The 5,661-nt window shown below is 70.4% G+C and carries 6 protein-coding genes; 3 read left to right on the top strand and 3 right to left on the bottom strand.

Annotated elements, in window-relative coordinates:
• Positions 1-193 precede the first annotated feature (193 nt).
• Genes CVO76_RS11780 through CVO76_RS11770 form a run of 3 tightly spaced genes read left to right on the top strand, consistent with a single transcriptional unit; the run spans position 194 to position 1,993 of the window.
• Positions 194-442 (top strand): hypothetical protein, encoded by a 249-nt coding sequence (locus CVO76_RS11780; RefSeq protein ID WP_133081543.1) that lies wholly within the window; start codon positions 194-196, stop codon positions 440-442.
• Positions 443-457: 15 nt separating this feature from the next.
• Positions 458-1,372, top strand: coding sequence for an FHA domain-containing protein (locus tag CVO76_RS11775; protein ID WP_133081542.1), 915 nt, complete (start codon positions 458-460; stop codon positions 1,370-1,372).
• 54 nt (positions 1,373-1,426) lie between these two features.
• Positions 1,427-1,993, top strand: coding sequence for a 2'-5' RNA ligase family protein (locus CVO76_RS11770; RefSeq protein ID WP_208739382.1), 567 nt, complete (start codon positions 1,427-1,429; stop codon positions 1,991-1,993).
• On the opposite strand, the gene CVO76_RS11765 is transcribed toward CVO76_RS11770, so the two are convergent.
• From CVO76_RS11765 to purB, 3 genes are all read right to left on the bottom strand, one after another.
• Positions 1,970-3,412 carry a lipase maturation factor family protein gene (locus CVO76_RS11765; protein ID WP_208739381.1) on the bottom strand — a complete coding sequence of 481 codons (1,443 nt, stop codon included), beginning with the start codon at positions 3,410-3,412 and terminating at the stop codon, positions 1,970-1,972. The genes CVO76_RS11770 and CVO76_RS11765 overlap by 24 nt on opposite strands.
• 71 nt (positions 3,413-3,483) lie before the next feature.
• Positions 3,484-4,359 (bottom strand): endonuclease/exonuclease/phosphatase family protein, encoded by an 876-nt coding sequence (locus CVO76_RS11760; RefSeq protein ID WP_208739380.1) that lies wholly within the window; start codon positions 4,357-4,359, stop codon positions 3,484-3,486.
• Positions 4,360-4,420: 61 nt separating this feature from the next.
• The coding region (gene purB, locus CVO76_RS11755) for an adenylosuccinate lyase (RefSeq protein WP_208739379.1) at positions 4,421-5,661 on the bottom strand (1,241 nt) is incomplete at its 5' end.

Below are 5,661 nucleotides of genomic sequence, written 5' to 3'. Positions count from 1 at the left end.
CGGCGCCGCCGTCGCCGCCATCTACGACCGCCACTTCCGGGCCACCGTGCACCCGAAGTGGTGACCGCCGACCGGGACCCGTCCGCCGCGGACGGGTTCCGGTAGCCGCGGGCCTCGGCTAAGGTGGCCAGTACCTAAGTCAGACGGGTTAGAGGACGTCTGTCATTGTTGAATCACCCACGAAGGAATCGACATGACTGAGAACACCTCGACCGCCGGCGAATCCCACACCATCCGCGACTGGACCGACCTCGCGGAGGAGATGTGGTCCTACCTGACCGGCAGGGGCGCTGCGATCAACTACACGCTGCAGGACATGACCATCGAGGTCCCGCGCGACATCGGCCCGGATGCTCCCCGCGCCACCTGGAAGTTCAACGGCACCCTGCGCATCACCACGAGTGACAACGCCGCCGGCGGATCAGATCCCTACGCGGGCTGACGCGTCACCAGCGACATGGCCACACTCAGGCTCGACATCGACATCGATTTCTCGCTCGGGGAACCGGCCGCGGACGGCAAGCCGGAAACAGGGCTGAGCGGCACCGTGAAGGCCGCAGGGACCGCGGTGGAGATCTTCCTCGACGATCCGGCGTCCTTCCGGGGCACCAACCTCCCCAGCGTCGGGCAGGTCCGTGCTGCCGCGAAGCAGCTGGCGGCCCGCGGCCTCTCGGTGTCCGTCAGCAGCCCGAAGGGCCTCCTGGTCAGCATCGGCGCGGTGCGGACCTCCATGGCCCAGCGGCTCGTGACGCGCTCGCCGCACATCCGGCTCGGTTCCCCGGGGACCCTTGCGCCCCTGCTCGGCGTCGGCCGCCGCGCACTCGACAAGAGCGATGCGCCGTCGCTCCTTCCGCCGTCCACTCCGTTCCCGCTCGTCCCGACCGTGAACCGCCGCATCCGCCGGACCATCACGACGACGCACTACGAGCACGGCGGCGGCCGGCCACGACTGATCTTCGTGCAGAACTCCGACGCGTGGGACGGACAGGTGCCGCGGGAGTTCGCCCTCGTCGAGGAGCGCACCACCATCGGCAGCGGAGCCGGGGCGATGCTCAATCTGAGCGGCCTCGACGACCTGCATGCCGAGATCCGCCACACGGACGACGACGAGTACGTGCTGGTGCCGCACGGCGCCATCACGGGGAGCGTCAACGGGAGGGAGGAGTCCGTCCTCCGGACGGGTGCCCGCATCCGGCTCGGCGACTGGGCGCTGGCGTTCTTCCGGGAGGAGTACGCGGACCACGGCCGGCCCTTCGGCGGACGGAACGGCGGGGAGCTCGCCTACCAGCGGCCGCAGCGCAACCCGCGCACGGGCGCCACCGAAGTGGACGGCTCCGAGGGCGTCGGCGACTTCCGGCGACCGCCGCGCTGACCGCGGTGCCCTTCCGGGATCCGCAGCCGGTCCCGGCAGGGGGGAGCGACCGGCATGGCCGATAGCGTCGAACTCCTGCTGGACCCGGCGTCGGACCTCTTCCTGCTCGAGGACTGGGCGGCACTGGAGGCAGGGGACCTGCCCAACCAGTCCCGCCACCCGTCGTCGAGCAACAGCCCGCACATCACGCTCGCGGCCGCCGCGCGGATCGACGGCCGGTACGACGACGACCTCGCCGCCGTCGCGGAAGGGGACGCGCTCGGACTCACGACGGCGGGACTCCTGGTCTTCCCCACCCGGCGGAAGTACGTGCTCGCCCGGCACGTCGTCGCGGACGACGCCCTGGCCGCCCTGCACCGGCGCGTGTGGTCCGTGCTCGACGGCGTCGCCGATGCCGTGCCCACGACCGTGCCGGGCGCATGGACGCCGCACATCACGCTGGCGCACGGGCTCACCGCCGAGCAACTGGCCGCTGCCCTCGGCATCCTGCGGAACCGTCCGCCGGCACGTCTCTCCACCGGGCCCGTACGTCGCTGGGATGCCCAGGAGAAGCGGCTCCTCCTGCTCGGCGGAGGGGGAGTCGAGTGGCGCCCGGCCTCAGGAGACCTCGGCGCGCAGTGAGGCCGGGTGGACCAGGACGCCCTGCGGCTCGCGGATCCACCACAGACCCGTGGCACGCTTCTCGGCCCGCGTGGAGAAGCGGTAGAGGAAGATCCGTGCCCGCACGTAGCGGGGTCGCGCGCCGTCGAACGGGTCCTTGCGCAGCAGCTTCAGGATCAGCGGGTCCGCCTGCAGGAGCTTGACGAGGAACGGGGTGAACCAGCCGCGCTCCGAGCCGAGGGCGAGGAACCACATCATCCAGTCCAGGCGCAGGTGGTAGGGCGCGAACTGCCGTGGCATGCGTGACGGGTCCCCGGGCTTGCCCTTGAACTCGTACTCGAGCCATCGTGCCCCCGGTCCCACCTCGTCGACCGTCCCCTCCACGATCACCTCGTAGCGCACCTTCGTGACGCTCCCGAACGCCCCGTACGCGTTGCCGAGGTGCCACCTGTTGAAGCTGGCGTTCATGAGCTGGTGCCGGGCGAACAGGTTCGCGAGGGCCTGCCGGCTCAGATAGGCGAGCAGGAGCATGGCGAGCACGACGACGATCGTGAACCAGAGCGGGGTCGGCTGGTAGGAGCCGGCGGGATCGACGGTGGGGATCACCGCCGCGTAGAAGGAATCGGGCACGGCCGCGAACGCCAGGATGATGGTCAGGGTGTTGAGCCAGGCGAAGTTGCCCGAGACCACGAGCCAGCCCTGCGTGAGGATCATGACGAGTGCGGCGAATCCCGCGACGGGCTGCGGGGCGAAGAGGAGGAACGGTACCGCGAGCTGGGTGACGTGGTTCCCCGCCACCTCGATGCGGTGCAGCGGCTTCGGCAGGAGGTGGAAGAACCGGCTGGCCGGGTTCGGCATGGGCTGGGTCTCGTGGTGGTAGTACAGCGCCGTGAGGTCGCGCCACGAGCGGTCGCCGCGCATCTTGATCATGCCCGCGCCGAACTCGAGGCGGAACACGAGGTAGCGGATCATCAGCAGCACGAGGAAGGGCGGAGCCACCTCGTCCGATCCGAGGAACGCGACGAGGAAACCTGCCTCGAGCAGGAGGCTCTCCCACCCGAAGCCGTAGAACGTCTGGCCCACGTTCACGATCGAGGTGTAGAGCCACCAGATCACGAGGAACGCCACCAGGGGCACCCACGGCGGACCGGCCTGCGGGAGTCCGACCACGAGCAGGGCCGAGACGGCGGTGCCGGCCCAGGCGACGGCGAGCAGCAGGCGGTCGGAGTAGCGCCGGTGGAAGAGCGAGGGGCAGGCCCGGCCGCCGGCGCGTTCGAGGAACGCCGGCACGGGCAGGAGGCCCTTCTCGCCGAGGAGCGCGGGGAACTGCGCCACCGCGGACAGGAACGCCACGAGGTACACCGCCGCGACCCCGCGCTGCACGATCTGCCGGCCCACCTCGTAGTCCTCGGCGGTCAGGACGTCGGTCCACCACTCCATCCCATCAGCGTCCTGTTCCCGGGGAGGAGGCGTCAAGGACACGACGGGCCGCCGTGGGAGGTGCCGGCGTGCTAGAGGATCGCGGCGGTGGAGGAGACGGTCGGCGTCCGGCGGCGGGGTATGTCCACGAGGGCCTGGACGGGCAGATGGTCGCTGGCGAACGTGCCGTCCAGCGTCGACGTGTTGACGGCGGCCTGGCGCACCAGCACGTCGGGCGTCGTCAGGATCCAGTCGACGCGGCGACCGCCCTCCACCGGGTGCCCGTAGCGCGGGACCGTCCCGTACGCGGGGGTGAGGTGCTCGTCCGCCAGGACCCAGGCGTCGCCCAGGACACCGGACTGGAGGAAGCTCCGGTACGCGGGGGACGAGCCGGCGTCGGAATTGAAGTCCCCCATCACGATGGTGGGCAGCCGTGGGCGGAAGAAGGTCACGAGGTCCAGCACGGCGGCGGCGCTGCGCACCCGCGCGGAGTCGGACTCGTGGTCGAAGTGCGTGTTGACCAGGAGGACCTCGCGGTCCGCCACGGGATCATGGAACCGTCCCCAGGTGACGATGCGCGTGACACCGTTTCCCCACGTGCACGAGCCGATCAGCCGCGGGGTGTCGGAGAGCCAGAACTGGTCCCACTCGATGAGCTGCAGCCGCGCGGCGTCGTAGAAGATCGCCGAGTACTCCCCGCGGCTACCGCCCTCGCGGCCCACGCCGATCCGGCGATAGTGCGGAGGCAGGGCGGCCTCGATGACCACCAGCTGGTGGTGGAGGGCTTCCTGCACCCCGAGGACCGCCGGGACCTCCCGGCGCAGCAGGTCCTGCAGCGGAGCGATCCTGTCCGGCCAGTAGTCCACCTCGCCCGGCTCGGACGCGGGGCGGTCGTACCGGATGTTGAAGCTCATGACATGGAGCAGTGTCCGGTCGGCCCGGATCAGTGGTGCTGGTGTGCTTGGCATGGAGCCTTCCCGGTGGGGCGCATGGATCGGAACTGCTGCCCGGCTCCTGCGCCGGCGTCGGTCAGCCCAGATGGTCCACGAGGTCGGAGGCGATGCCGGTGTAGAGGGCGGGGGAGAGCCCCAGGAGCCGCTGCTCGGCGTCCTCGCTCAGTCCGAGGCCGCTGACGAATTCCCGCATGCGCCCGGCGTCCACCCGGTGCCCGCGGGTGAGCTCCTTGAGCCGCTCGTACGGATCGTCGAGCCCCTGGACACCCGCGATCGCCTCTGCCCGCATGACCATCTGCACGGCCTCGCCGAGGACTTCCCAGTTCCCGTCGAGGTCCGCCGCGAGGACGTCCTCGGCCACATCGAGGCGGGCGAGGCCCTTGGCGACGTTCGAGATGGCGAGCAGGGAGTGTCCGAGCGCCACGCCGATGTTGCGCTGGCTCGAGGAATCCGTGAGGTCCCGCTGCCACCGCGAGGTCACGAGGGTCGACGCCAGGACGTCGAGCAGGGCCGAGGAGATCTCCAGGTTGGCTTCGGCGTTCTCGAAGCGGATCGGGTTGACCTTGTGGGGCATGGTCGAGGAGCCCGTCGCTCCGGCCACCGGGACCTGGGCGAAGTAGCCGATGGAGATGTAGCTCCAGACGTCGGTGCAGAAGTTGTGCAGGATCCGGTTGAAGCGCGCGACGTCCGAGTAGAGCTCCGCCTGCCAGTCGTGGGACTCGATCTGCGTGGTCAGGGGGTTCCAGTCGAGTCCGAGTCCCTCCACGAATGACCGGGAGACGTCCTGCCAGTCCGCCTGGGGGACGGAGGCGTAGTGCGCCGCGTAGGTGCCGGTGGCACCGTTGATCTTGCCGAGGAACTCCGTCGCGGCGATGCGGTCGAGCTGGCGGGTCAACCGGTGCGCGACGACAGCCATCTCCTTGCCCAGGGTGGTGGGCGTGGCGGGCTGGCCGTGCGTCCGGGAGAGCATCGGGGTGTCCCTCGAGGTCCGCGCCAGGTCCGCGACGGACGCGACGAGGCTCCGTGCGGCGGGAAGCCAGATGTCGAGGACCGCGCCCTTGATGCCGAGGGCGTACGAGAGGTTGTTGATGTCCTCGGATGTGCAGCCGAAGTGGACGAGGGGCTTCAGGTGCCCGATGCCGATCCCTTCGAGCCGCCGCCCGATGAAGTACTCCACGGCCTTGACGTCGTGGACGGTGACGGCCTCGATCTCGCCGAGTTCGGCGACCGAGTCGGCGTCGAAGGACGCGACGATGGCCCGGAGCCGGGCCTCCTGCTCCTCGCCCAGCGGCTCGGTCCCGGGCAGCACGGACCGGC

The organism is Arthrobacter agilis, assembly GCF_002953615.1.
Classification (GTDB): domain Bacteria; phylum Actinomycetota; class Actinomycetes; order Actinomycetales; family Micrococcaceae; genus Arthrobacter_D; species Arthrobacter_D agilis_B.
The sequence above is the reverse complement of the archived record's forward strand: the minus strand, read 5'-3'. Positions and strand labels throughout refer to the sequence as shown.

What these genes read in the sequence shown, in the direction of transcription:
- CVO76_RS11780 (WP_133081543.1), top strand. Translation starts at nt 194, where the DNA reads ATGACTGAGAACACCTCGACCGCCGGCGAATCCCACACCATCCGCGAC.
- CVO76_RS11775 (WP_133081542.1), top strand. Translation starts at nt 458, where the DNA reads ATGGCCACACTCAGGCTCGACATCGACATCGATTTCTCGCTCGGGGAA.
- CVO76_RS11770 (WP_208739382.1), top strand. Translation starts at nt 1,427, where the DNA reads ATGGCCGATAGCGTCGAACTCCTGCTGGACCCGGCGTCGGACCTCTTC.
- CVO76_RS11765 (WP_208739381.1), bottom strand. Translation starts at nt 3,412, where the DNA reads ATGGAGTGGTGGACCGACGTCCTGACCGCCGAGGACTACGAGGTGGGC.
- CVO76_RS11760 (WP_208739380.1), bottom strand. Translation starts at nt 4,359, where the DNA reads ATGCCAAGCACACCAGCACCACTGATCCGGGCCGACCGGACACTGCTC.